Source organism: Companilactobacillus nodensis DSM 19682 = JCM 14932 = NBRC 107160 (genome assembly GCF_000615905.1).
In the GTDB taxonomy this organism is placed as follows: domain Bacteria; phylum Bacillota; class Bacilli; order Lactobacillales; family Lactobacillaceae; genus Companilactobacillus; species Companilactobacillus nodensis.
In genome coordinates, this window is sequence record NZ_BAMN01000003.1 from 83,505 (window position 1) to 108,276 (window position 24,772).

Genomic DNA, 24,772 nt, shown 5'->3' on the forward strand with positions numbered 1-24,772 from the left:
AAACTGTTCATTAATAGTGAACATGTGTGTTAATAGTATGAAACATATCATACACTTTGTTTGTGAAATTGTCATATTTTTTTTGAAAATTACTTATTAATTGGATATTGAATGAAAATTGCTTATTATTTAGGTAAGTATTTTACTCAATATAAGGAGAAATACATTGAACATTAAAGAAAAACGATGGTTGATCATCGCAGATGTTTTAATTTTATTTTTGGCCATATATCCGATTTTTTTAGGAGGAATCGTTGGTGGCTATGATCCTGGTTTTCACATGGGTAGGATACAAACATTGGCAAATAATATTGCTGGTTGTCACTTTCCTAATCCGATTGGATTTGAGTATTTAAATAAATTTGGATATGGAATTGGTTTCTTTTATGGAAATCTTTTCATTTATCCATTCGCACTTTTACGTATGCTGGGTGTGAGTTTGTATCATACTTATGCCGTTTACATAATTACCTTTGTAATTTTAAATATTATTTCTATTAACTATGTTGTTCAGAAGTTGTTCAATAACCGCTGGGCAACGATCCTTTCAGCACCAATTTACTTGAGTTCGTATTACACTTTTGGAGTGATTTATTCTAGGGCTGCTGCTGGTGAGTTAATCGCCTTTGCAATAATTCCATGGATATTATTAAGCTTGTTCAAAATAGTTCAGGGTGAGTACAAATACTGGTATATGTTAGGAATTGCTCTTAGTTTGTTACTGGCAACGCATGTTTTGTCATTTCTGATTGCTGTAGGAACGGCAGTTTTTATCTTCATAATGAACTTAATACCAATTTTCAAAGACAAAAAAATATTTTTTTCTTTCACTAAAGGAGCATTACTATTCTTAGGTCTATCCAGTGTCTTTCTGTTTTCTTTTGTACAACAATATTTAGTTCAAAAATACGTTGATACATCAACTAACAGTGCTGGTAGGTACTTGTTATTTGTGAATGCTGACTGGTTGAATCAAACCTTTGATATGAAGCAATTTGTTTCAACTAACGGGACATTTTTAGTATTGCTGTTGTTATTTTCTTTTATTTACTACCTATATAAAGGCAGAGGATTTCATTTTTCCACCAAAATAATTCCTCAAGCATTTATTATTATTTTGGTTTACGGGATGCTGATGTTGTCACCGGACTTTTTACATTTAGTAGTAAAATTGTTTAAGCCAATCATACTGTTGCAGGTTGTCACAAGGGTCAATGTTGTACTCTTACCGTTGTTAACATTTGTGGTGGCTAATGCACTGGGAAATATTATTAGTGATACAGGTAAATTTAAAATCCCGATGGTAACAGGTTTCTTAGCAATCTTAACCGTTATAACGGTTATGTTCCCGATTCAGAACAATTTGAATTTTGTCGCCAATCGTAAGTCACCTATCTCTACTTTGAGTGTCAGTATGGGTGAGTATGAACCGAGGGAATTCTTTAACTACAATACAGCTAATGATTTTAAGATAAACGATAATTTCCTTGAGAAGTCGGAAAAGATAAATATTGTTAAGAATAATCGAAATAAGGTCGTTGTTAAGGTTGAGGACAATAACCGTGCGCGAACTGTTATGTTACCAAGGCTGTATTACAAGGGATATCAAGTAAAGCTGACTTATGATGGAAAAACTAAAACTAGCCCAGCATCGACTAAGAATGGACTTGTAGCAGCCAATTTACCAAGAAACTTCAAATCAGGTAAAATTGAAGTTACTTATAAGATGACTTCAATCGCCAAAACTGGTTGGGTGGTCTTCATACTTACGTTCTGTTACTTAGTCTGGGCGTTTCTCAAGAAGTTCAGGAGACAGCTTATGTGATTCAAAATATTTGTAATTGATTCAGTATTACTCTAAAGTACTAAGGACATATGCATACAATTTAATATTGAGGGAGAAATATTATGAGAGCAGTAGTTATTGATGAATACGGAAATAAAGATAAGTTACACATGGAAAATATTGAAATTCCAGAGATTGCGGATGATGAGGTACTAGTTGAGGTTAAAGCTACTTCGGTTAATCCAATCGACTGGAAGTTACGTGAGGGATATTTGGCAGAGATGATCCCATTGAAGTTTCCAATTGTTTTGGGATGGGATGTTGCTGGCGTTATAACGCGTGTTGGGCAAAATATTAAAGGTTTCAGATCTGGAGATAATGTTTTGGCTCGTCCAGATTTAACAAATCGTGGAACATATGCTGAATATACGGCGGTTAAAGATGATAAATTGGCAAAATTGCCCAATAACGTTTCATTTGAAGAGGCTGCTGCATTACCTCTTGCCGGTTTGACGGCTTGGCAAGGTATTTATGAGAATCTCGATGTGAAACCAGGTCAAACGATTTTGATGCAAGGTGGAGCAGGTGGTGTCGGTATCATTGCTATTCAACTACTGAAACATCTTGGCGCACATGTTATTACGACTGCTAGTGCTAAGAATAAGGAATTCCTTGAAGGATTGGGCGCTGACGAAATCATTGATTATCATGATACTGATTTTTCTGAAGTGTTGAGCGATGTCGATGCAGTCTTCGATACGATCGGTGGAGAGACACTTGATAAGAGCTATTCTATTATCAAAAAAGGTGGTCATTTAGTTACGATCGATGGTCAAATCGACGAGAAAAAAGCGGAAGCACAAGGTATTACTGCCAACGGAATTTGGTTACGTCCTAATGGCAAGCAGTTGACAGAATTAGTCAATTTTGTCAGCGATGGTATTGTAAAAGTTGTTATTGATAGCGTGCATCCATTTAGTGAAGATGGTGTTAAAGAGGCTCAAGAAGTTAGTGAGTCGCATCATGCTAAAGGTAAAATTGTAATTTCCATGAAATAGTCAATAATCCGGCAAGTGATACATATTTGCCGGATTGTTTTTTTAAAATTTGTATAAAAATCAAGGTATATATTGCAACATATGTTCGCATACTAGTATATTTAAGGTAGCTTTAAATAATTTTCGGGAGGAAAAGTTTAATGAAGAAATCATTGATCGTAAGTGGATTACTATTTTCTGGTATGATCTTGGGTTCAGTCGCTACACCAGCTGTAGTTCAAGCTGCTGATGCTGCAACTACTGAAGCCACAGAAAAACAAAGTGTTGGACAAGTTTCTAATAACGTTACATTTAAAGATACAGATGGCAAAAAATTAGTTACTATGCCAATGTATGGAAAGGTTGGAGACAATCTAACGGTGCCACAAGGTTCTACAGCATTAACAGGTTATTATTTCAACGGAACAGTTCCTGTATTCCAAGCAGATGGTAGCTCATACGATGTTACAGTTACTAAGGCAACAGACTACGATAACGTCGTTACATTGAGCGTTAATTACTACCTAGGTGATAAGTCAAATGTTGTTGGTACAGAACAAATTTCTGGTGGTAAAGGTGTTGCTGCTAAGTTAACAACAATTCCTGCAGGATACACACTAGTTAATGCTAGTGATGCAAATGTTAAATTACCTGCTCAAAGCGGTTTGTTGAACGTTCAAGTTAGACAACCAGTTGCTAACACAGTTATCTTCAAGACAGCTGACGAATCACAAGTTGGTACAACTACAGTTTCTGGTGCAAAAGTCGGTGATGCCGTTGTTCTAACAGATGGTCAAATTCCAACAGGTTATACAGTTGCTAACAAGAATCTAACATTGCAAGCAGATGGTAATACACAAATTATCACCGTTACAAGGGCTGATAATTCTGGTGTTACTAAATATGACGGTGTTGCTACAACAGGAACACTAGGTGCAAGAATCTATACACAAGAAGGTAAGATGATTACTGGACGTGCTTTAGGTGCTAACACTGCATGGAGACTGGACAAAAAGTTAGTTCTTGACGGTGTAACATATTACCGTGTTGCTACTAACGAGTTTGTTAAAGCTGCCGATGTGACAGTTACCGGATCAGATGCGAATACTGGTTCTGATAACAATGGTTCAGGAGTAACAACACCATCTGATGCTGTTAAGACTGACAAAGCAGTCGTTACAACAATTTCAGATGGACCAACATTCTTGTACAAAGGTAACGGAGAGAAGATTTCTAACCGTGCCTTAATGCCACACTCAGCTTGGCAAACAAGTAAGATGGGTACCATCAATGGTGTGAAGATGTACAAAGTTGCTACTGACGAATGGGTTCCAGCTAGCGATATCAAATAATAATTAAATTGATATAGTTTTATATTTATGAAAGTCCTTTTCAAACCTGAGTTTTGGGTTTGAGGGGGACTTTTTTGTTTTGATGATTTTTATTTGTAAATGTCCGATATTTTTATATGATAAAAAATAATTTAATTAAGATTAAAATATGGATTTGTAATTTTGGACAATTCCATTCTATAAGGAATTTTAAATTAAAAATGGATAAGAAATAAGTTATGGATGCTTTCAGGGTTAAAGGTAAATATATTTCCATTTATACTGATTTTATAACCATATACATAGTTATTTATAAATATTAAAATCTTGTTTTAAGCAGTTGTAATACTTTTATATCCCTATATTATATTAGTTAAATGTTATATAAAAATCGAATACATTCTATATAATTTAGGGGGAACTTAGGAGATGAAGAAATCATTAGTATTAACAATTATTTTATTTTCTAGTATGACGTTAGGATCTGTAGTTATTACGCCTGGTACTGTTCAGGCGATTGCTGATGTTGAGGAACAATCTACTGAAAACCAAAAAATTTCAAAAAATATTATTTATAAAACTGAAAATCAAAGGATTGTAGAAACCGAGAAGGGTGAAACATCTATAATTACTGGTAAATTAGGAGATAATGTTAAATACAGTAATTTAATCCCCCCTGCTGGTTATGATATAAGTGATAAAAACGGCGAGTTACAATTAACTGATAAATCGGATCAAGTGATTTATGTTAAACCTCAATATAAAAAAAATTTTGTTGTTAAATTCGTGGATCGTGATACGAACGAGGAATTGAAGAAAATTAATATTAAGGGATATGTTGGATCTGTTTTACATATATCCAGTGATGTATTACCCACTGGTTACGACTTTTTAGATTTTTATCAAGAAGTGATCGTTTCTGGTCGAAATAATGAAGAAACGGTTCTTTTAAGAAAAGATCCTAGGAATAATTCTGATGTCCAAGGTAACACTATACGTTTTATTGGTGATAATGGAGAAGTGGTAAACCAATTTTTTATAACAGGTAAAGAAAATGATGTGTTTCATATGGAACAAGCAAATATTGGAAATGATTATGCTTTTGATGATGATCAGAATATGGAAGTTTTTATGAAAAAGGATAAATCTGTAATAACCATCAATGTTAGAAAAATAGTTTTTACAAATAAAATTACGTTTAAGGATAAAAATGGTAAAGTCATTAATACATTTGAGTATAAAGGCCGTAAGAATAGTTTAATCAATATTAATGAAGTTGAATTAAACGGTTATAATGGTATTCCAAAGAGCATAAGAGTAGTTGGAATGGATAATTATGAACATATTTTTAAAATAAATGGAATTAGAATAAAAAATATAGTTCAATTCTATGATTCATTTAATGCAACTGGTGAAATATTTAAATCTTTTGAATATTTTGGAAATGTAGGTGATGAAGTAAATGTTCCTTTGGAAAAAGTTCCCGTTGGATATAGTTTAAATAGTCAGAAAACATTAGTTGATTCTAGTGGTGTTTCATATGTCTCTTTGAGTAAAATTGTAGATTACAGTTTAGAGTTTGTTGATTATAAGGGGATAGTAATTGATAAAAAATATTGTAAGGGTCTTGAGGGTGAAATGAAGGATATAATTCCCCCTAGAGGATATATCCTTACAAGTGATAAAAGTAGGATAACAATTGATAGCAGAGTTCCCCACCATATATTCTTTGTGGTTCCAAACAAACAAGGTGCAATTCCAGACAAAACAAATTTAACAACAAACATAACCTTCACAGACAAAGACACTAAAAAACAAATCAGCAAAACCCAAGTATCCGGAAAAGAAGGAACCAGTCAGAAGGTAACCATTCCAGCAGGATACAAGCTAGCCAATGGCTCAAGTAATATTGTAAAGATGGAAAAAAATACAGGTTCCGTAACTATTCAATTGGTTAAGGTAAATGGATCAATCACTGTTACTAAACCGGGCTCTAATAATAATCATTCAGGTTCACATTCCAGTACATCTGGCAGGGTAGAATCATACTCTACCAGTATTTCAACACACTTATCGGGATATACACCGTTGTATAACATCCAAGGTAAAGAAGTTAGAAATCGTGCCCTCATGGCCAATACAAACTGGCATGCAGATAAGAAGATGACGCTAAAAGGCAAAGTTTATTATCGAGTGGCCACAAGCGAGTGGGTCAGTGCAGATAATGTATACGAATATACATCCAACAAAACTGTAATTAACACTGTTAAGGGTAGTTATAAGCGCCTTTATAATTCCAAAGGCAAATTAAACACAAACCGCGCTCTAGCAAGTAACACCAGCTGGGCAACTGATAAAGTTGCTATGATCAATGGCGTAAAAATGTATCGTGTAGCTACTGATGAATGGGTCGCTGCAAGTGATATTCAGTAAAATCAAAAAAGGCACGAATCTTCGATGATTTGTGTCTTTTTTATACTTTTAAAAAGATGTTTTTTAATACATATTTTCAAAAGTGAGTTTCCGTAAATTGTCCAAAACCCATTGATATAGGCATTTACATGTAATATATTTGAATTGTTCCCAAGGGACAACGTAAATTTACGAGTTTCAAGGCCTTGAAACAAAAAACAACTCAAATAAATTGAGTTGTAATTCTATAGAATTTTGATTATTGATTATTTGATTTATCCATGAAGTTTAGGAGAGCTAGTATTTTCTCAGATAATTCTTCACGCTCGTTACGTGGTAATTTAGCGAGATAGTCCAATAATTCTAGATATTGGATTCCAGTATGTTCAGGTTCATCAAATAGTTCAGGTAGTTTCAAGTTAACGGCTTTAGCAATCCTGTCTAATTTGTTCAGCGAGATATTACTATTAACGCCACGTTCGAGTTGAGAAACCAGACTCTCACTAACATCGGCTTTTTCCGCTAATTGTTCAATGGTTAAGCCCAGTGACCTTCTCTTGTCACGTATTATTTTACCGATTTCGTTTATCATTCATATACACCTCAAATTGTTCCTTATGCAACCTTAGTTGAGAAGTAGTGTGTTTTGAACAGATGATAGTACATTTTTTATATAAAAAATGCAATATAATATTTTATAAATTTATTAATTGATATACTATTTTGTTCAATCAAGTGTCAAAGCAAATAATTCCATGGATTTAGCAAGTTTTATAGTACGTGTTACACAAAATATAATAAAAAGAGGCATAGGAAATGTTACAAGTTAAATTAGTTCCATATCTTGATAATGAGGACATGGACGATAGTAAATATATTTTTACTGAAAATTTAAATATGACGATCAATAAATTGGAAGAAGAGGATGGAAAAGTTGTAGATATTGATTTTTTTAATACTAAGAATACATCTTATGCGGCGGTTAAGTATGATCTACGAAGTGAACATGAGAAAGAATAATTTTTTTGAGAATGATTGATCGTGTTTTTTATTTGTAGTTAATGTGTATTATAATGTGCATTTTTTATAGTTACATTCCATATATCACTTAAATTGTATTGTAATAACAAAAAATATGTAATATATTGTGCATGTGTGTTAATAAAATGTTATATGATGTGTTAGAAATAGGAGGAAAATATATTATGAAAGAAATTACCAGTAGTATTTTGTTATCAGCTATAGCAGCTACAACAATTGGAGGCATTGGTTTAACAACAAGTGTGTTAGCCAGTGGAGTCGCAACAACATCAGGTTCTACACCATATACTCGTGTATATACGAAGCAAGGCAACATTGTTAGTAACCGTGCTTTAGGGCCAAACACACCATGGAGAGTTGGCAAGACTATCACCATTGGTGGAACTGCTATGTATCAAGTTGCGACAAACGAATATGTTAAATCAACAGATGTGACATATAACGATAGTTCTGCACCTCAAGTATCACAGAAGCCTGCACAAAATATTGGTAATAATACTAATATACGTGTGTCCAGCAGAGGAGAAGTAGCTCCTGTATATGACGACAGGACAGGCGATGAGATAAATAGACTTCCCTATGGTGAACAATATAAGGTTAATAGAATAGTACGTACTGATACAGGATCAGCTTACTATCAAGTATCCAGTCATGGTTGGGTTATCGACAAACTTCTTAATATTTCCGGAACTCCAACTAATGTTGAATATATTAATGGATTCCATCCTATGAATGGTTATCTAGGCGAAACGGGAGAAAATATTAGAGATTTACTATATAACGACTTTGATTGTAATTGGGATGCACTGGAATCTATTCCAGATACTCAATTGATTGAAATTTATAATGTATCAAACTATTTAGGTGCAGATGTAGGTGGATTATATCGTGACGTCTATGCGGTAAATCCTAATATTGGTGGTTCTTTGTACTAATCTAAGGGGGATTGGTGATGTTTTGGTTGTACAGTATTGGTCTTTGGATCGGTGTATTAGTTGTAATACTTATTGTATATGTTTATTTGGAACACAAAAAAGTAGCTCTGTCAGTTGTGACAATTGGCTTAATTGCTACGGGGATTTATTTTCAGATGGGTATGAATGCAGGTCACATTATTGGTAATGAATATTATGCTAGTGATCAGCCTAGGTACATGGTCAAGGTTCTTGATGACTACCAAGTATCTATCAATATGAATTCTGATGAATTCGATGATCCTGATTTTAGGACGATGGAATATGAGCGTCATGGTCATGATCTTAATATTGTCAAAGATGATGTTTATTTTAACTACAAGAACTTTGTTACTGGAGTGACAGTGCGCATTTCCGATGGAAATAAAAAAGCACAAGTAATAGTTAAGGCGTCAGGTGAAGATTCTTCCAAATCACCAGTTTATACTTTGAAAAAATGAGTTAGGGGGGATTTTAAATGAAAAAAATTACTGCTATATTTTTGGCAATTGCGACATTATTCTTATTAGTCGGATGTAGTAATGCAGGCTATGGTGATGCTGCAGTGGAAACTAAGAAGGAAAGGATGGCAGATAAAGCTGAAGAGCAATTTGAAGCTTCATACGCATTTAATAAGCAGTTCACAATTAGTGGGTATTAAGAATCAATCGTGATTTTTCGTACCAACATTCAAAGCAACACAAGCGATAATTATAAATATCAACAACATCAAAAATGAATGTTGTGCACCGATAGCGGTCTTGGCAGAATAGTTGAGACCGTTATTTGCGTTCTGTGAAAAAGCAATCACAGTTGAAACAATAGAAGTACCCACAGCACCAGCAAATTGTTGAACAGTGTTAAACATACCATTACCGTCGGCGTTTTGATCATTATCTAATTGTTGCAGAGCATTGGTCATTGTATTTCCCATGACTGAACCCATACCGATCATTAGGATGATATAAATTATTAGTATTTCGATGGTATTCAAGTTTTTTCCAAGGGCGAAGAACATTATCATAGAGATGATTTGTAATGTGATACCAAACATGATGGGTTTGCGGGCACCCAGTTTGTCATAAATCGTTCCACTGAGTGGTGCTAACACGGCACCTAGAGCAGCTCCAGGTAGGACAATTAACCCGGCAGCCAAAGCAGTTTGGTGATTGACTAGTTGAATATAGTTGGGAAGAATAAATGATATTCCTAGTGCTTCTAATTGAATCAGGAAGTAAGCACCGAGGTGTAGTGAGAATGATTTGTTTTGGAAAACTTGAAGATTTAATAGAGGTTTCTTGGTTGTGGCTGAGTGTTTCAAGAATAATACCAATGCGATGATTCCAATTATAAATGGAATATAGAAACCGAATGGGTTAGTGGTAATAGAAGATAGATTACTGAAGCCGATGATAATGCCAATGAAGGTTACAGCAATATAAAATAATCCGGTGATGTCTAGTGAAGTTGAGGCAGGTTTGGTTACTTGTTGAATCGATATTAGTCCTAATACTAGGGCGAGAACAACGACAGGAATCAGGAATAGGAAGATTCCACGCCAGCCGTAAGCATCCACAATCAATCCACCATAAGTAGGCCCAATCGCTGGAGCAATTGCCGTAACCAGCGTTCCTAATCCCATTAAGAAGACTATCTTATCGATTGGTGCTTGTTCTAAGATGATATTGAACATCAATGGCAAAGCAATTCCAGCACCGACCCCTTGAACGACACGACCGCTGACCAATTGGATGAAATTTGGTGCGGTGACATCTAATGTTAATCCAGTGATGAATAAGATTGCTGCTGTCGCGAAGAGTTTTTTCGAGGTGAATCTTTTTTTAAGAAATGCGGATAGTGGCATCATGATCGATGCAATCAGCAAATATCCGGTTGTCATCCACTGGACGGCAGAAGTACTTACGCTGAATTCCTTCATTAATATAGGAAAAGTGACATTAGTAGCAGTTTCGATCACAACACCACAGAATGACAGTAATCCAGTCGCAATGATTGATAGAATTAATTTTGAGTTTAATTGACGGTTCATAAAATCTTCCTTTTTTTAATAATTGTTAGAATTCGAACTAACTAAGAAAGTTATATCATATTTTTGGATAGGTATGCTAGTATTGATTTAAAATTAGAAGCTTAATAACAGGAGAAATTCATGGATAGATTATTCGGAATATTGATTAAACAGGCTAATAATGCGGTCAATCGCGATGCAGAAAAATTTGCTCAAACACTGGGATTGACTAGTGTTCAGATCAGTATTATTGATTATATTTCTCGTTTTGAAGCTAACCAGGATGTTTTCCAGAAGGATGTCGAACGTGAATTCAATATTCGTCGACCAACTGCAACCAGTGCTTTGAAGTTAATGGAAGAACGTGATCTGATTATATGTGTTCCGATCGAAAGGGATGCACGTTTGAAGAAGATTATTTTGACTTCTAAGGCCACTACTTTGGCTAAGCAAATCAATGATTTTTTCAATATGTCTGAACAAAGAATAATAAATTTAGTTGGGGTAGAAAATAAAGATATTTTTAGAAACGCTTTGAAACAAGTAATAAATGGATTTTCAGATTAACGTGTGGCGTTATAACGATTAAAATATATTTGACAAAGTCTAATTACAGGCATATTCTCATAACCATAAATCAAACGGGAGGTCCTTCGATATGTTATTAGCCGATATTCAAACAAAAAACAGTTGTTGTTGTGGCTCGCATCTTATGCGATCCACTTGTTTGAGTATCTGAATTTTAGAAGGACTCAATAATAGTGATATTCGCGTAGGGTGCAGATTAAATTCTGTGCCCTATTTTTGTAGAGAATATTCATTCAGACGTTAATTGATTAAGGATAGATATGATTAGTCTATAATAAAAATGATTATAAAAAGGGAGAAGTTACATTATGAAATTTAATACAAAACTTATTCATGGTGGTTTCAGTGAGGACCCAACGACAGGAGCTGTTTCAACACCGATCTACCGTTCATCAACATTCCATCAACACGAATTAGGTGCTGGTCCTAAGTGGGAATATGGACGTACTGGTAATCCTACCCGTGCTTCACTAGAGAAGTTGATTGCTCAAATTGAAGATGGCAAGTATGGTTTTGCCTTTGCTTCAGGTTCCGCAGCCATCCATGCCGTCTTTTCAACGTTTTCAGCTGGAGATCATATCGTTGTCGGAAATGATGTCTATGGTGGAACATTCCGTTTGATCAATAAAGTTCTCAAGCGTTTCGGTATGGAATTCACATCGGTTGATACTCGTGATTCTGATGCTGTTGAGAAGGCAATTCAAGATAATACTAAGGCCATTTATTTGGAGACACCTACTAATCCGCTATTGAAGATTACTGATATTGAAGAGATTTCTAAAATTGCGAAGAAACATAATTTAAAAACAATCGTTGATAATACTTTTGCGACACCATACAACCAAAATCCATTAACGTTAGGTGCTGATATCGTTGTCCACAGTGCTACTAAGTATCTTGGTGGTCACAGTGACGTTGTCGCCGGACTGGCTGTTACAAGTGATGATAAGATTGCGGAAGATTTGGCATTTTTACAAAATTCAATTGGTAGTGTACTTGGACCTGACGACAGCTGGCTCTTGATGCGTGGAATCAAGACTCTGGGCGTTCGCATGCGTGTTCACGCTGATAATGCTAAGTTGGTTTATGACTACTTAGATAATAATGATAAGGTTGCCAAAATTTACTATCCAGGTAATCCAGAATCAGAGGGATATGAAATTGCTAAGAAGCAAATGCGTACTTTTGGCGCTATGATTTCGTTCGAACTTCAACCAGGACTTGATCCTAAGAAATTTGTTGAAAGTTTGAAGTTAGTTGATTTGGCAGAGAGCCTTGGTGGAATTGAAAGTTTGATCGAGGTTCCAGCCGTTATGACACACGCTGCTATTCCACGTGAGATTCGCCTACAAAATGGTATCAAAGATGAGTTGGTTCGTTTGTCTGTTGGTATTGAGGATTCAGAAGATTTGCTTGATGATTTGAAACAAGCATTTGATAAAATTTAACAAATTAAAAAGGATTCGATACGTTGATTGTATCGAATCCTTTTTTTTGTAGTTTGAGATTTAATGTCGTTCCGCCAGACAGGCACGGTATCCTGTGGGGAACGACCATAGCCACAAGGCGGTCTATGGTCTCGACTTGAAGCCGGAAATCACGTCTTCAAGTCGTCCCATGCAGTAAGCCAGCCTAAATCGCTGACTAACTGCATGTTCACTGGATCACCGTATCTGTCTGGCTCCACTTAATTCTATTACTATTATTTCTATATTAATTAGTTAAGTATGTTGTATTAATTTAGCTGGAGATTGTCAGTGAAGGAACCAGCCGTGAATGTTTTGTTAGGTCGGCGAACTTCCGGCCTTACAAAACTGGATGAGCTTTAAGATTTGCAAAGCAAAGCTTAAAGTCGAAGTCCCAGACCGCACTGTGGCTGGGACTGGTCCCACAGCAGGTGGAATCACTGACAATCGGAAGCGGCATAAGGACAAAAACTAAAACATCTTAGAAATACTCAAGCAAGTCCTGTTCCTTTAGCTTAGACTTAGCCTCATTATCGAGATCTAAGACAATTTTGCCTTTCTTCAAGACAATTAATCTATTACCATATTTAACGGCCTCAGTTAAGTTATGAGTGACCATTAAGCAAGTCAATTTCTTTTCGATGATAACTTTATTAGTGAGTTCCATCAGTTCCTGACTAGTCTGCGGGTCAAGAGCGGCAGTATGCTCGTCAAGTAAGAGTAATTCAGGCTTTTGAATGATTGCCATCAAGAAACTCAGAGTTTGACGTTGACCACCGGATAGCTTGTCAGTAAAGGTATTGAGACGATTATCTAGTGTTGGTAAGTCTTTAGTAAATGATGCGAATTCCTTCATATGGTCGTTTAATCTACGTAAACGTAAGCGACGGGGAAGTCCACGACGTTTAGCAAGTAGTAAGTTTTCAGCAACGGTCATACGAGGAGAAGTTCCCAATTTTGGATCCTGATAAACTCGGCTGATGTAGCGACTTCTTTTAGCAAGGTTAGTTGAAGTAATGTCATCACCATTAAGTAGAATTTTGCCAGAGCTTAATGTGTTAGCACCAGTAATAGCATCTAGCAAGGTTGATTTACCAGCACCGTTAGTACCAAGCACAACGATGAAATCTTGGGGATTGATCGATAGGTTGATACCGTCCAAAATATTTAATTCTTGATTGTCGTTGTTAATAGTTTTAACAGCATTGTCTATTTCTAATAATGATTTCATTTACTTTTGACCCCGTTTCTGAAAGCTTGGAAGAATTGTGCTCTGATAGTTGGTAGAGCGAGACATAGAGCTAGGATGATGGCTGAAATCAATTTCAAATCATTAGTGTTGAAGCCTAATAAAAGAACAATCATTAAGATCAAGCGGTAGACGATCGAACCAATTGCAATCGTAACAAGTCTGGCACTAAGTGAAACATCAGGGTAGATAACCTCACCAATGATAATGCTGATAGGCCGATAACGATTGAACCGATACCCATGTTAACGTCCGCGAACCCATTTTGTTGGGCGATAAGGCCACCAGTTAAGGCGACGATACCGTTTGAAACCATAATACCGATAAACTTCATCATTGTAGTGTTGATACCCATTGAAGCTGCCATTGTTTCGTTGTCACCTGTGGCGATAACGGCTTGGCCTTTTTCGGTGTTGAGAAAGACGATCAAGAGGAATGTGATGATAGCGATGATGACGATACCTAGGATAATACCGTTGAAGTTAACTGGTAATTTGTCTAAGCCGTAACGATTGAAAATGTTATCTGACTTAGTCAAGGACATGTTGGCTTTGCCAAGGATACGCAAGTTGACTGAGTATAACGCCGTCATAGTCAAGATTCCGGCCAGCAAACTAGGGATGTGGAGCTTAGTGTACATGAAGGCTGTAGCGAACCCAGCTAGTGAACCGAAGATAAAGGCAACAAGTAGTGCTAGTTCTGGTGAGTAACCATGTTGGATCAAGATGACCGCAGTTACAGCACCGAGTGGAAAGCTTCCTTCAACGGTCATATCAGGGAAGTCGAGAATTCTAAATGTGATGAATAAGCCAATGGCCATGATCGCCCAGATGAAGCCCTGGCTGATGGTTGATATTATTAGATTCATTTTATGATTTTCCCTTCTTTTTGGGCTCGTTTGATAACTGATTCTGGGAACGTGATATTAAGCTTTTGAGCTTGTTTCTCGTTCAAAATCAAATGGCCTTTTTTGATAAATGTGACAGGCATTGTAGCTGGTTTACCTTTGCCGCGAAGAATCTTAACGACATCTTCACCGGTTTGTTCACCCAATTCATACTGGCTTAGCCCATATGTAGCAAGTCCACCGTCAGATACCATGGTTGTAGCGGCTGGGAAGACTGGTACGCCTCGTTTAGCAGCAATGCTTGAGAGAAGCTTCATACCACTGGCAACTGTGTTATCGGTCGGAACAAAGATGGCTTGAACTTTTTGTGAAAGACTAGTTGAGACTTGGTCTAAGTCGTTGACGTTACTAATACTTGATACTGAAACGTTCATACCTTGTTTAGTAGCGATTTTTTTCATTTTCTTCATTTCAGTTGTAGCTGACATATCACTTGAAGTGTAGATGATACCGATATTCTTAAGGTCGGGCATGATTTCTTTGATCAACTTAAGTTGGCTATCCAGTGGAGCTTGGTCAGATACACCAGTGATATTGCCGCCTGGCTTGGTGTTACTAGGGATAATACCGAAGCCCTTAGGATCGGTAACAGCACCCATGACGATTGGAATAGTTGAAGTTGCGTTCTTTAATGATTGAACTGATGGAGTAGCGATTCCGACAGCGACATCAACATTGTCTTGAACGAATTGCTTACTGATGGTTCTTAGATTACTTTGATCCCCTTGAGCATTTTGAAATTCGATCTTGATATTTTTACCGTTGATATAACCGTGCTTTTTCAACGTATCATCAAGTCCTTTATTGATTTGATCTAAGGCTGGATGTGACATTAATTGAAGAACTCCGACCTTAGGAATCTTGTTTTTAGCGACGGTCTCGTTATGGCCTGTGTAGAAGAAGGCGAATATCAAAAAGGCAAATAAGAAAATAATAGTTCCGTATAAACGTTTCATATGTTTCATTTTTTCTCCCCCGTGATTCTTATATTAAATATTATAAAAAACAAAAAGACAATCTCATAGCTTGTGAGATTGTCTTTGAACAAAAAAATCCCACATGGACTTATTCTAGAAATTCCATGTGGGCTTGAGTTTTAATTAAACTAGTTTAATAAGCCGACATGGATATGATCCTCTTCAGGTCATATCCATACCGGATCAACCTGAATTATCGGCTTTGCCAACGCTTATTAATGATGTTTAGAGAAATAGTATTTTTCATAATGAAAATCTCCTAACGTTTTCTTCAGCTAAAATTCAGTTGAGTAGTTGATGTCAAAAATCATATTTCAAACTGAAAAGTTTGTCAACGGTTTATTCGAAATATATTGAGCTTAATGAATAATGTGTGTCTTTGGAAACATTGATATATCAGGGTTATACTAAGATTATTATTTTAAATACTTTTTTGTGTTTTAATCAGATTACTAAATAATGTTAAGTAGTGATATTATTGAATAATAATTTAAGGTGAAGTCATGAATAAAAAATATACACGGATAGGAATCGTGGTGATCGTCGCACTTTTTGCAACGATATTTACTCAATTCGATTCCTTTCTATACAAAGATCCCATCATTAAAGTTGAAAATATCAGAACTTTAACAAAAGACAAAAATACTGACGAATATAAGAATACAGATACGCAAGTAACTCAACGTGTGACTGGCAGATTCTTGAATACTGCCAAGCGTGGTCAGAAGATCTCATTGAAGAATACTTATTATCAATCACAATTAACTGATCAGAAGTACCGAGCTGGACAACAGGTTATGTTGACGAAAACTGGTAAGCATTATTCTATTAATGATGTTAAGCGTGATACGGTCTTGGTCTTTACGATCGGTCTAGTTATGGTTCTGCTGTTTTGTATGCAATTCAGTCGAGGTAAGTTATTGACAAGTGTCCTGTTGAATCTAGTGGTTTATTACGGATTTATGAAGATATTGATTAATACTCACAATAGTATCCTGCTATTGATGACCGTTATAACGGCACTATTGATTTCAGGAATAGCTCTGATCGTTATCCTGGGTCCAACCTCAGATGCCTTGATGGCATACTCCAGTACGGTCATTTCAACGACCGCTTCTATACTGTTGAGCGTCTTGTTGCTGAAATTGTCCAACAACAGTGGAGTGCACATGGAACTGACGGATTTTGGCTTGCAGCCATATTTTAGTGTTTTCATTTCGCAAGTTATTTTTAGTGTGTTAGGCGTTATCTTGGATGAGACAATGGACATCTCATCGTCACTGATTGAAATGAAAAAAGAAATAGCAGACGTCTCCGAGAAGACACTCTTCAAATCAGGTATCAATATTGGTCGCGAATTAATCGGTCCATTAATCAATATCTTACTTTTTATTGTAATCGCGGAACATTTGAACGTCGTCTTGCTGTATTTGAGCAATGGCAATTCCATCAATTATACTTTTGAAATGACATTGAGCCTAGGCTTCGCACAATTGCTGATCAGTGGAATCGGAATTGTTTTAACGGTGCCGATAACCAGTCTTATTGCCAGTAAAGTAATTACAAGGAGGGCGGTCTAATGCTATATCTATTAGGTGCTTTTGTAATTCTCTTATTGTTAGTTGCTGGAAGTCGTGGACTGTCGCTCTTATTCGGATTGGGAATCAATATTATTTCCATTGTAGCGTTGTTGATATTGATCGCAGATGGCTTCAATGTTTTGATAACTACTGCGATTGTTTCGATCATCATCTTAATTGTTGCGATATTTATGAACGTTGAGAATCCCAGTACGGCTAACATTGCCTTTAAAACTTCCTTGTTGATCATGATAGTCATCGTTCTAGTTACGATACCGATTGAATATTGGGCTAGTGCTCAAGGTATGGGAGTTGAGGATCAAGAGGAGTTAGAAGGGTTCTCGCTAGCTGCCGGAGTGTCATTTCCACAACTGGCAGTTGCAGTCATTGTTGTTAACAGTTTGGGTGTTATTTCAGAAACCAGTGTGGCAATCACTAGTGGTTTAAATGAGATTGTTGAGAATAAACCTACGTTGACACCAACCGAAGTTTTTAATGATGGCTTCTCAGTGGGAAATCGTATCCTGAGTACCCAGACAAATACATTGTTATTTAACTTCTTCGCAACCACTTTTCCGTTGTTCTTCTTGATCCATTCATTGAATGATAATTTGGGTGAAATCATTAATGATAAGTTAGTGGTAGCAGAAGTTATAACGATGCTGATTTGTGCAATAGGTGTTATCCTGACGGTTCCTATTACATCTTACTTAGTATATCGTAACGTCAAAAACAAAAAGACTGACTAGTGTCAGTCTAGATTCTTAATCGAATTAACAATCAGAGTTTTTGATGCACGTGAAAAAGCTGTATAAATTCGATTCTCACCAAATCGTGCATCTTTATAATAATCAGCGTTAATATCTGCCACGATAACATTGTCGAATTCTAATCCTTTGGCAAGCGTCAGTTGTAGGACAACAATTCCATTTGCAGGCAGTCTCTCAGTGTCATTACTGAGAGCTGTCTGTTTTATTTTGTCGTGAATTGACTGAGCAAGTTCAGAGTTACTGGTTACGATTGCTGAAAGCTCATCATCGTCGAAATCATTTATCTGTAGCTTCAAATTAGTCATCAATTCTTCCGTATCATTGTTTTCAATATATTCCGGCTTCTTACCACCAACTTGTACTGTGTTGATTTCGTTGATCAATTCGGGTGAACCATGTTTAACGAACGCTTCCGTTATAGTGCCACTAGATCGGTAGCTAGTGTAGAGATTTCGCTTCGTCACCTTAATTTTGTGTTGTTCAAATATAGTTTTTAAATCGTCAAAGGTCAGCGGCTCTGATACTTCACGGATCGATTGAAATTGGTCACCAACGAGGGTCCATTTGGCGTTTGGAAAGGCTGTGATTAAGAACAGAATCTGATCCATAGAGTAGTCTTGAATCTCATCGACCATTGCAAATTTTAATCTCTTTTGAACTAAGTTAAGCAGTTTTAAGCGGGTATAGGCGTAATCCAGTTGGTTTATTTCAGTCACTTTTAAAACCGATTTAATAATTTGTGTAATATTCAACCAACTTTTTTGTTCTAATTGTTTTAATAGTTTTTTGTGTTTCCATTGCAGCATTTTTTTAGTAGCACGTTGAAACGCTATGTCGGAGTTGGGAGAAATGATTTTACCGAATATTTTGTCTTGTTGAGTATCGGTTAAATCAGACAATTCAGCTTGTACTTTGCCATTTTTAGAATCGCGTTCAATATTGTCCTCAATTTGATTGACCATAACGGTGGTTAGAGCGGTTATTCTTTTGCTTAATACTAGAGAATCTGGGGTCTGGTCGAAAAGATTCTTAATATCTGCTTGGCTAAAGATAGTTTCGCCATTTAACTTGATATTTCTGAAGTCGTCAGTTACTAAGTCCAGTTCATCCAGTTTAACTGCTAGTTGTTGAACATGGCTAGTACTGGATTTCAACTGGTTAGCAGAGAACTGTTCTAACAGTTGTTCGAACGTCATTTGTAGTGGAGCTTCTTCACCCAAACTAGGTAGAACTTGATTGATATAGTTAGTAAACAATGTATTTGGAGTTAATAGTAAAACGTCATTTGAAACTAAAATGTCACGGTAACGGTAGAGTAAATAAGCGATACGTTGCAGGACAACTGAGGTTTTACCGCTACCCGCAATACCGTTGACTAGTAGCGCTGAACTCTTAGTATCACGAATGATCACATTTTGTTCTTTTTGGATCGTAGCCGTGATTGAACCCATTTGGTTATTTTTGTTTTCTTGGAGAGTTTTGACTAGTAAGGGATCTTGAATCGCCACATCAGTATCGAAGATATCTTCCAAAACATCATCATGTAACAGAAATTGTCTACGGGTATCAACGTTAATATTGATTTTTCTATCATTGGCGATGTAATATGTCTTGCCAATTTTGTTGTTGTAATATAAGTCTGCAATTGGTGAACGCCAATCAAGAACCATGGGTTCTTCAGGAGTAGGGGAGAAGCCTGCAGCACCGATGTAGAAGGGGATTGCTTCAGTTTCATCAGGATATTGCAGGTCGATTCTCGCAAAGTATGGAGCTGGTAGAAGACGTGTAACTCTAGACTTAGTATTCTGAAGTTGGGTCTGCTTGTTATTGTAGTAGTCAATCTGTTTGTTCATTGTTTCGATGGCCGCAAAGGTATCTAAGTTATCAGCGTAACTGTCGAAGTTCAGGGCAGTTTCTTTTCCAGCACCTTTCTTGAAGTTCTTAGCCGTATCAGCGTTATCTGATAATAAGTTATCGATATTATCTAAGGTGTTTTGAAGTGTCTGGTGAACTAGTGATAGATGTGCTTGTTCTGATTCGAAAGTATTATCCATACATGATACCTCCTTATATTAGGTATCTAATACTAGTACGATAATTCTATAAATAACAGTCTTGTATTGATACAAAAAATCCTTCATAATATATATGAGGAAAGAAATAACACATAAAAATAGGGCCTGCTTTTTTGAAAGCAGACCCTGTTTTTTTTATCTAGATATGCTTGTGGTTTACTTCAAATCCAGCAAATCCAATCAAGATAATGAAACCAGCTAAGGTTGCCAAAATACTTGTCTTATCACCGGTTTGAGGGAATTTAGCAAATCCTGTTCCAGAAGATCCAGGATTGCCGACTTGTCCAGGTGTCATGCCACCGGGATAAGTTGTTGAAGGACTTCCTGGCAATCCAGGTGTTGATGTTGATGGGAATTCTGGGCTTGTTGCAGTACCAGAACCTTCATCATCTTCGTTTGGATACTCAGGTTCACCAGGTAGCACAGGATTCTCGGGTTCAGAAGGTTCGCTAGGTCCAGGAACAGTAGGTTTCTCAGGTTCTTCAGGTTCATTTGGTTCTGATGGTTCAGAAGGTTCGCTAGGTCCAGGAACAGTAGGCTTCTCAGGTTCAGAAGGTTCACCAGGCTCACTAGGTCCAGGTACAACAGGTTTTTCAGGTTCGGTTGGAACTAGCTTATCCTTAGCACTTACTTCAGCAATCTTACCGTCAGCAATTGTGAATTCGATAGGAGTCTTGTTGACCTCATATCCTTCAGGAGCTTTGATTTCAGTCAAAGTATACTTGCCATCAGCAAGGCCAAAGACATTGAGCTTACCATCTTTATCGGTAGTATATTTGTTGCCGATAACGTTGCCTTTGCTGTTCTTTAACTCATAAACAGCGCCAGCTAAAGGTTTACCATGTTCGTCGGTCTTAGTTAAAATAACTTCGCCGAGTTCATTATCAGGTGGAACCTCGGTGTCAGGTGTCTTTTGATCGATAGCATTTAATTTAACGATTTGACCCTTTTCAATTGTGAATTCAATAGGGGTCTTATCGACATCATAACCTTCGGGAGCTTTGATTTCGGTCAAAGTATATTTGCCGTCTTTCAAACTATCGAAGATTATTTCACCATTTTTATCGGTTGTCACATCACTAGTGATCACGTTACCGTCGCTGTCCTTCAATTCATAAACAGCATCGGCTAATAAATTACCAGCAGCATCAGTTTTGATAAGAACAGCACCGCCGAATGATTCGTCAGATCCATTTGTATCATCTTTGGCGTCTAGTTCAGTGGTTTGATCCTTGGTAATTGTGAATGGAATTAATTCACTGGAAATTTCATATCCATTTGGAGCGTTTGTTTCTTTGAAAGCATAATTACCAACTTTTAGACCAGTGAGTTCGATTTTACCTTCAGAGTTTGTGACTAATCCGCTTTGAAGGACATTTCCTTCACTGTCTAATAAATCGTATTCCGCACCAGGAAGCAAATTTGAACCGACGGCTGCGGTCTTTGTTAAGACAACATTACCAGTTTCTGGTTCAGGTTCTTTTTCTGGGTAATCTACTTGATCTAAGTTAATAGTTTGACCTCTGAAAGTCCCCGGAATTGTAAATTCGATAGGAGCTGTATTCAACTCGTATCCATCTGGGGCTTTGATTTCGGTCAAAGTATAAGTTCCAGCAGGTAAGTCATGGATCATTAATTGACCATTTTCATCAACTTTGACGTCACTCATTAAGACTTTGCCAGTGCTGTCCTTTAATTCATAAACAGCGCCAGTTAATGGTCTACCAGATTCATCAGTCTTTGTAAGTACGGCATTCCCCAAGGCGTTAGATCCGTTACCAGATCCAGAGCCGCCATAGTGAACACTGGCACCAACGTCACCTGTCACTTGATCAGAAGTCAATGTTGCGTTGTCGTTATAAATATTATCTTTAGAAGGATCAACTTTGATCAATACTCTAAAGGTCATATCGACAGCGGTTGAGACATCTCCAAAGTGAAATTGGATTTGATTACCATTGACAGTTACTTTTGGATATAATGCACCGCCATCGGATACGAAGGCGTTTTGACTATTGTATGATCCAGTTGGTGCATAGACACTTCCATCAACGTATGTTTGGCCTTCACTAAGTGTGTCGGTTACAACAACGTTTGTTAAATTTTCACCTCTAGGATTAAAGGCAATGTTCCAAACAACGTATTTTGGAAGTCCATTTTCATCATAATCGTAAAGCCAGCCACCTTTATTGATAGTCCAATCTAGTTGGCCAGGATTTTCGGTACTCTCATTAGTACCTCTGACGTGGAAGTTGATGGTACCTTTTCTGTCAACAGATGTTGAAGATAAAACATCATTGAAAGTAATGGTACCAGTGCTTTCACCAGCTTTTATTGAGTATGTACCAATTTGCACGCCACTCGAATTAAGTAAAGGAATGTTTGTTAAATTGGCAGTTAGTCTTACATTGCTGGGGAGTTCGAATTCAGCCGTGTCACCGGCTTGAATAGGAACACCATCAGGAATGGACCAGTTGTATGTTGCATTGTAATGGCTCCAGTAGTAATACGGATCGTTTGATGGAACCGAATTACCGTCTGGATCTTTGATGATCGCATCATTAGGTCCTAAGCCGTTTACTTCAATACTTCTCGGTTGAGGATCTATGGCAGTTGCTGCACGGGCGGTTTCAGAGGTCGGAACTATCCATGCTAGAAGAGCCAGTAGAATTGCAACCATGCTGATCAAAAAGGACGTTCTCTTGATACTCATGATATACATCTCCCTTAGCAATTTGATGCTCTTTATTTGATTCAAACCGAATTATAGTTCCATCTAGCTTCAATGTATTATATTTAGCCCAATTATATATTTATCGTTGTTATATAAGTAATTGTATTGTATACCAATTATTTTTTATAAAAATAGACTGAGAATATATTCTCAGTCCAACTGTTAAAATATTTTAAGGAAGATCGTTTCCAGCAGCAAAGTAAATGTCGTACCATTCTTGTTTAGTAAGGTCGATGTCAGCACCTTTGGCACTGTCAGCAATGTGTTCAGGATTCATTGTACCAATGACAACTTGCATATTGGCAGGATGTCTTAGAATCCAAGCTGTGGCGATACCGTTCTTAGATACGCCGTATTTGCCAGCTAGTTCTTCTAATTTCTTGTTCAATTCAGGGAACTTGTCGTTATCAATGAAGACACCTTGGAACATACCATATTGGAATGGTGACCAAGCTTGAATCGTCACACCCATACGTCTTGAGAACTCAAGGATATCACCGTCATGGTTGATCGAACGTGTGTCAGCCATGTTAGTGTGCATTCCGAAGTCGACCATACCAGAGTGCATGATGCTGAATTGTAATTGATTAATAATAAGTCTTTGATCGACAGCTTCTTGAACCATCAAGTATTGTTGAGGATTAAAGTTTGAAACACCGAAGTGACGAACCTTTCCTGATTTTTGAAGTTCATCGAATGCTTCAGCGATTTCTTCAGGTTCCATCAATGGGTCAGGTCTGTGAAGTAAGAATGAGTCGAGGTAATCAACTCCCAAACGTTCAAGACTTCCGTCAACAGCATCGAGTAAGTGTTGTTTAGAAAAGTCATAACGAACACCAGGGACGATGCCGCCCTTTGATTGAATGTAGAGATCACCACGGTTGACACTAGTTTTCTTCATAGCTTCACCGAAGGTTTTTTCTGAATCACCATCACCGTATATATCTGCGGCATCAATGAAGTTGATACCATTATCAAATGCTGTATCGATCGACTTAGCGGCTTGATCAGATGTCAAAGCGTTCATGCGCATAATTCCTAGTGCGACTGCTGAAGCTTCCCAACTTGTTTCGCCAATGTAACGTTGTTTCATGTATTTTTCCTCCTCCATAAGTAGTAACAGCTTAATTATCGTAGTTACTTATGAGTGAGTCAAACAATTAGTGGAAAGGGTTCCAAGAACTGGTGCGAGGTTCTGGACCTTTTTTATCGTAGGGTAAGTAATCTAGAGTTTCATATTTGCCGCGCGGATAGCCCCAATATTTTTTCTCAATAAGTTTTAGGCTATAAACATAGGAACCTTTGTGTTGAACCATTGCCCAATGTTCATCTTTATCAATAATTCCTGCTTGAACATATTGCCAAAATCCATTTCCGTACGCGTCAGTTTGAATATAGATATCCTTTTTAGGTAATGGTTTATTAGTCACTGGCAAGATAGCATAACTAGTTTGAGTTTTTAAAAATGGATTGAAGTAATCGATTTTTTCAACTTGATAATGATGGCCTATGCTAAATATACCTAGGAATATCATCGTTATAGCGATGGCTGTATAGAATAGTGTCACCATTTTTTTATACTTTTTCTTACCTTTAACATCCAAACTGATTTTTTCGACCACGTTGTTGTTCTCTCCTTTGAGTAATTCATCAGTTGAAAGATTCAGAATTTCACTGATGGATATTAGAATGTCCAAGTTAGGATAAGTCTCGTTGTTTTCCCATTTGGAAATAGTTTGTCGACTGACATGGAGCTTGGTGGCTAATTGTTCTTGTGTAAGTTGAAGTTCGTTGCGCTTATCCTTGATTACATTTCCTAGTTCCATTTCATCACCTC

General features: G+C 36.9%; 20 protein-coding genes and 1 pseudogene. 12 read left to right on the plus strand and 9 right to left on the minus strand.

From position 1 onward, the window contains the following. Positions 1-166: 166 nt before the first annotated feature. The 4 genes from JCM14932_RS03015 to JCM14932_RS16930 all read left to right on the plus strand — a co-directional run bounded on the left by JCM14932_RS03015 (position 167) and on the right by JCM14932_RS16930 (position 6,587). On the plus strand, positions 167-1,825 hold the full coding sequence (locus JCM14932_RS03015) for a putative glycosyltransferase family protein (protein WP_025023561.1): 1,659 nt from the start codon (positions 167-169) through the stop codon (positions 1,823-1,825). Positions 1,826-1,908: 83 nt separating this feature from the next. Further along, positions 1,909-2,844: an NADP-dependent oxidoreductase gene (locus JCM14932_RS03020; protein ID WP_025023562.1), complete on the plus strand. Its 936-nt coding sequence runs from the start codon at positions 1,909-1,911 to the stop codon at positions 2,842-2,844. 140 nt (positions 2,845-2,984) lie between these two features. Then, on the plus strand, positions 2,985-4,175 hold the full coding sequence (locus tag JCM14932_RS03025; RefSeq protein ID WP_025023563.1) for an SLAP domain-containing protein: 1,191 nt from the start codon (positions 2,985-2,987) through the stop codon (positions 4,173-4,175). A 408-nt stretch (positions 4,176-4,583) separates the two neighbouring features. Further along, positions 4,584-6,587, plus strand: coding sequence for an SLAP domain-containing protein (locus JCM14932_RS16930; protein WP_025023564.1), 2,004 nt, complete (start codon positions 4,584-4,586; stop codon positions 6,585-6,587). Positions 6,588-6,825: 238 nt separating this feature from the next. Here the strand turns inward: JCM14932_RS16930 and JCM14932_RS03035 are convergent, their stop codons facing one another. Next, positions 6,826-7,158 (minus strand): helix-turn-helix domain-containing protein, encoded by a 333-nt coding sequence (locus JCM14932_RS03035; RefSeq protein WP_025023565.1) that lies wholly within the window; start codon positions 7,156-7,158, stop codon positions 6,826-6,828. 224 nt (positions 7,159-7,382) lie between these two features. Between JCM14932_RS03035 and JCM14932_RS03040 the strand changes: the two genes are divergently transcribed. From JCM14932_RS03040 to JCM14932_RS03055, 4 genes are all read left to right on the plus strand, one after another. Continuing rightward, positions 7,383-7,586, plus strand: a complete 204-nt coding sequence (locus tag JCM14932_RS03040) for a hypothetical protein (RefSeq protein WP_025023566.1) — start codon at positions 7,383-7,385, stop codon at positions 7,584-7,586. Between the two features lie 185 nt (positions 7,587-7,771). After that, on the plus strand, positions 7,772-8,542 hold the full coding sequence (locus tag JCM14932_RS03045; protein WP_025023567.1) for an SLAP domain-containing protein: 771 nt from the start codon (positions 7,772-7,774) through the stop codon (positions 8,540-8,542). A gap of 17 nt (positions 8,543-8,559) precedes the next feature. Continuing rightward, positions 8,560-9,021, plus strand: a complete 462-nt coding sequence (locus JCM14932_RS03050) for a hypothetical protein (RefSeq protein WP_025023568.1) — start codon at positions 8,560-8,562, stop codon at positions 9,019-9,021. 17 nt (positions 9,022-9,038) lie between these two features. Next, complete coding sequence (locus JCM14932_RS03055) at positions 9,039-9,221, plus strand: hypothetical protein (RefSeq protein WP_025023569.1); 183 nt, start codon at positions 9,039-9,041, stop codon at positions 9,219-9,221. Between the two features lie 3 nt (positions 9,222-9,224). Here JCM14932_RS03055 and JCM14932_RS03060 read toward each other — a convergent pair whose 3' ends face one another. Beyond that, complete coding sequence (locus tag JCM14932_RS03060; RefSeq protein WP_025023570.1) at positions 9,225-10,610, minus strand: DHA2 family efflux MFS transporter permease subunit; 1,386 nt, start codon at positions 10,608-10,610, stop codon at positions 9,225-9,227. A gap of 120 nt (positions 10,611-10,730) precedes the next feature. Here JCM14932_RS03060 and JCM14932_RS03065 point away from each other — a divergent pair, with 120 nt between their 5' ends. Next, positions 10,731-11,156, plus strand: a complete 426-nt coding sequence (locus tag JCM14932_RS03065) for a MarR family winged helix-turn-helix transcriptional regulator (RefSeq protein WP_025023571.1) — start codon at positions 10,731-10,733, stop codon at positions 11,154-11,156. A 329-nt stretch (positions 11,157-11,485) separates the two neighbouring features. Further along, the gene (locus JCM14932_RS03070; protein WP_025023572.1) at positions 11,486-12,625 is read left to right on the plus strand and encodes a trans-sulfuration enzyme family protein; all 1,140 of its coding nucleotides are present in this window, start codon (positions 11,486-11,488) and stop codon (positions 12,623-12,625) included. A 499-nt stretch (positions 12,626-13,124) separates the two neighbouring features. Here JCM14932_RS03070 and JCM14932_RS03075 read toward each other — a convergent pair whose 3' ends face one another. The 3 genes and pseudogenes from JCM14932_RS03075 to trpX all read right to left on the minus strand — a co-directional run bounded on the left by JCM14932_RS03075 (position 13,125) and on the right by trpX (position 15,755). Continuing rightward, entirely contained in the window at positions 13,125-13,874 is a 750-nt protein-coding gene (locus JCM14932_RS03075; RefSeq protein ID WP_025023573.1) for an ABC transporter ATP-binding protein, read from the minus strand. Further along, positions 13,871-14,760, minus strand: a pseudogene (locus JCM14932_RS14375) (ABC transporter permease). The gene JCM14932_RS03075 and the pseudogene JCM14932_RS14375 overlap by 4 nt, the downstream one beginning before the upstream one ends. After that, positions 14,757-15,755, minus strand: coding sequence for a tryptophan ABC transporter substrate-binding protein (gene trpX / locus JCM14932_RS03085; RefSeq protein WP_025023574.1), 999 nt, complete (start codon positions 15,753-15,755; stop codon positions 14,757-14,759). The pseudogene JCM14932_RS14375 and the gene trpX overlap by 4 nt, the downstream one beginning before the upstream one ends. Before the next feature lie 524 nt (positions 15,756-16,279). On the opposite strand from trpX, the gene JCM14932_RS03090 reads away from it, so the two are divergent. After that, a complete protein-coding gene (locus JCM14932_RS03090; RefSeq protein WP_025023575.1) occupies positions 16,280-17,356 on the plus strand; it encodes a YibE/F family protein in 1,077 nt (358 codons plus the stop codon). Continuing rightward, complete coding sequence (locus JCM14932_RS03095; protein WP_025023576.1) at positions 17,356-18,105, plus strand: YibE/F family protein; 750 nt, start codon at positions 17,356-17,358, stop codon at positions 18,103-18,105. The genes JCM14932_RS03090 and JCM14932_RS03095 overlap by 1 nt, the downstream gene beginning before the upstream one ends. A 2-nt stretch (positions 18,106-18,107) precedes the next feature. Here the strand turns inward: JCM14932_RS03095 and JCM14932_RS15845 are convergent, their stop codons facing one another. The 4 genes from JCM14932_RS15845 to JCM14932_RS15850 form a co-directional block, all read right to left on the minus strand. After that, positions 18,108-20,180, minus strand: a complete 2,073-nt coding sequence (locus JCM14932_RS15845; protein WP_025023577.1) for a HelD family protein — start codon at positions 20,178-20,180, stop codon at positions 18,108-18,110. A gap of 160 nt (positions 20,181-20,340) precedes the next feature. After that, positions 20,341-22,914 (minus strand): SpaA isopeptide-forming pilin-related protein, encoded by a 2,574-nt coding sequence (locus JCM14932_RS03105; protein WP_025023578.1) that lies wholly within the window; start codon positions 22,912-22,914, stop codon positions 20,341-20,343. A 193-nt stretch (positions 22,915-23,107) separates the two neighbouring features. Next, positions 23,108-24,028 (minus strand): aldo/keto reductase, encoded by a 921-nt coding sequence (locus JCM14932_RS03110; RefSeq protein WP_025023579.1) that lies wholly within the window; start codon positions 24,026-24,028, stop codon positions 23,108-23,110. Positions 24,029-24,095: 67 nt separating this feature from the next. Then, positions 24,096-24,761: a helix-turn-helix transcriptional regulator gene (locus JCM14932_RS15850; protein WP_025023580.1), complete on the minus strand. Its 666-nt coding sequence runs from the start codon at positions 24,759-24,761 to the stop codon at positions 24,096-24,098. Between the last annotated feature and the right edge of the window lie 11 nt (positions 24,762-24,772).

Bases quoted from the DNA above. Each gene is read 5' to 3' on its own strand.
- JCM14932_RS03020 (WP_025023562.1), top strand. From the start codon at position 1,909: ATGAGAGCAGTAGTTATTGATGAATACGGAAATAAAGATAAGTTACAC.
- JCM14932_RS03025 (WP_025023563.1), top strand. From the start codon at position 2,985: ATGAAGAAATCATTGATCGTAAGTGGATTACTATTTTCTGGTATGATC.
- JCM14932_RS16930 (WP_025023564.1), top strand. From the start codon at position 4,584: ATGAAGAAATCATTAGTATTAACAATTATTTTATTTTCTAGTATGACG.
- JCM14932_RS03035 (WP_025023565.1), bottom strand. From the start codon at position 7,158: ATGATAAACGAAATCGGTAAAATAATACGTGACAAGAGAAGGTCACTG.
- JCM14932_RS03040 (WP_025023566.1), top strand. From the start codon at position 7,383: ATGTTACAAGTTAAATTAGTTCCATATCTTGATAATGAGGACATGGAC.
- JCM14932_RS03045 (WP_025023567.1), top strand. From the start codon at position 7,772: ATGAAAGAAATTACCAGTAGTATTTTGTTATCAGCTATAGCAGCTACA.
- JCM14932_RS03050 (WP_025023568.1), top strand. From the start codon at position 8,560: ATGTTTTGGTTGTACAGTATTGGTCTTTGGATCGGTGTATTAGTTGTA.
- JCM14932_RS03055 (WP_025023569.1), top strand. From the start codon at position 9,039: ATGAAAAAAATTACTGCTATATTTTTGGCAATTGCGACATTATTCTTA.
- JCM14932_RS03060 (WP_025023570.1), bottom strand. From the start codon at position 10,610: ATGAACCGTCAATTAAACTCAAAATTAATTCTATCAATCATTGCGACT.
- JCM14932_RS03065 (WP_025023571.1), top strand. From the start codon at position 10,731: ATGGATAGATTATTCGGAATATTGATTAAACAGGCTAATAATGCGGTC.
- JCM14932_RS03070 (WP_025023572.1), top strand. From the start codon at position 11,486: ATGAAATTTAATACAAAACTTATTCATGGTGGTTTCAGTGAGGACCCA.
- JCM14932_RS03075 (WP_025023573.1), bottom strand. From the start codon at position 13,874: ATGAAATCATTATTAGAAATAGACAATGCTGTTAAAACTATTAACAAC.
- trpX (WP_025023574.1), bottom strand. From the start codon at position 15,755: ATGAAACGTTTATACGGAACTATTATTTTCTTATTTGCCTTTTTGATA.
- JCM14932_RS03090 (WP_025023575.1), top strand. From the start codon at position 16,280: ATGAATAAAAAATATACACGGATAGGAATCGTGGTGATCGTCGCACTT.
- JCM14932_RS03095 (WP_025023576.1), top strand. From the start codon at position 17,356: ATGCTATATCTATTAGGTGCTTTTGTAATTCTCTTATTGTTAGTTGCT.
- JCM14932_RS15845 (WP_025023577.1), bottom strand. From the start codon at position 20,180: ATGGATAATACTTTCGAATCAGAACAAGCACATCTATCACTAGTTCAC.
- JCM14932_RS03105 (WP_025023578.1), bottom strand. From the start codon at position 22,914: ATGAGTATCAAGAGAACGTCCTTTTTGATCAGCATGGTTGCAATTCTA.
- JCM14932_RS03110 (WP_025023579.1), bottom strand. From the start codon at position 24,028: ATGAAACAACGTTACATTGGCGAAACAAGTTGGGAAGCTTCAGCAGTC.
- JCM14932_RS15850 (WP_025023580.1), bottom strand. From the start codon at position 24,761: ATGGAACTAGGAAATGTAATCAAGGATAAGCGCAACGAACTTCAACTT.